This window comes from Levilactobacillus paucivorans, assembly GCF_001437125.1.
Taxonomy (GTDB): domain Bacteria; phylum Bacillota; class Bacilli; order Lactobacillales; family Lactobacillaceae; genus Levilactobacillus; species Levilactobacillus paucivorans.
Genome location: NZ_JQCA01000126.1, coordinates 146 through 628, shown reverse-complemented (window position 1 = coordinate 628; position 483 = coordinate 146). Strand labels below are relative to the sequence as shown.

Below are 483 nucleotides of genomic sequence, written 5' to 3'. Positions count from 1 at the left end.
TGTGACCCTCTGCTTGTAAGGCAGACGCTCTCCCAACTGAGCTAATCCTCCAAAATGACCCGTACGGGATTCGAACCCATGTTACTGCCGTGAAAGGGCAGTGTCTTAAACCACTTGACCAACGGGTCATACTTTGAAAACGGAGAGTGAGGGATTCGAACCCTCGAAACAGGTTAGTACCCGTTTACAGCATTTCCAATGCTGCTCCTTCAGCCACTCGGACAACTCTCCATTATTAAGCTCCGGCAGGCGGGCTCGAACCGTCGACAACCTGATTAACAGTCAGGTGCTCTACCAACTGAGCTATGCCGGAATAATCGCGTAGCAACGTCCTATCCTCGCAGGGGGCGATCCCCCAACTACTATCAGCGTGCTGAAGCTTAACTTCCGTGTTCGGCATGGGAACGGGTGTATCCTTCAGGCTATCGTCACTACACTATGAAAGAACTTCTTCTCTCAAAACTAGATATTATTCAATTATCT

Annotated in this window: 3 tRNA genes and 1 rRNA gene; all 4 read right to left on the bottom strand. The window is 49.5% G+C overall.

The features are described from left to right. Positions 1–55 precede the first annotated feature (55 nt). The 4 genes from IV54_RS09310 to rrf all read right to left on the bottom strand — a co-directional run bounded on the left by IV54_RS09310 (position 56) and on the right by rrf (position 436). A tRNA-Glu gene (locus tag IV54_RS09310) sits at positions 56–128 on the bottom strand. A gap of 12 nt (positions 129–140) precedes the next feature. Beyond that, a tRNA-Ser gene (locus tag IV54_RS09305) sits at positions 141–231 on the bottom strand. Between the two features lie 9 nt (positions 232–240). Next, a tRNA-Asn gene (locus IV54_RS09300) sits at positions 241–313 on the bottom strand. A 6-nt stretch (positions 314–319) separates the two neighbouring features. After that, a 5S ribosomal RNA gene (rrf, locus tag IV54_RS09295) occupies positions 320–436 on the bottom strand. Positions 437–483: the final 47 nt, after the last annotated feature.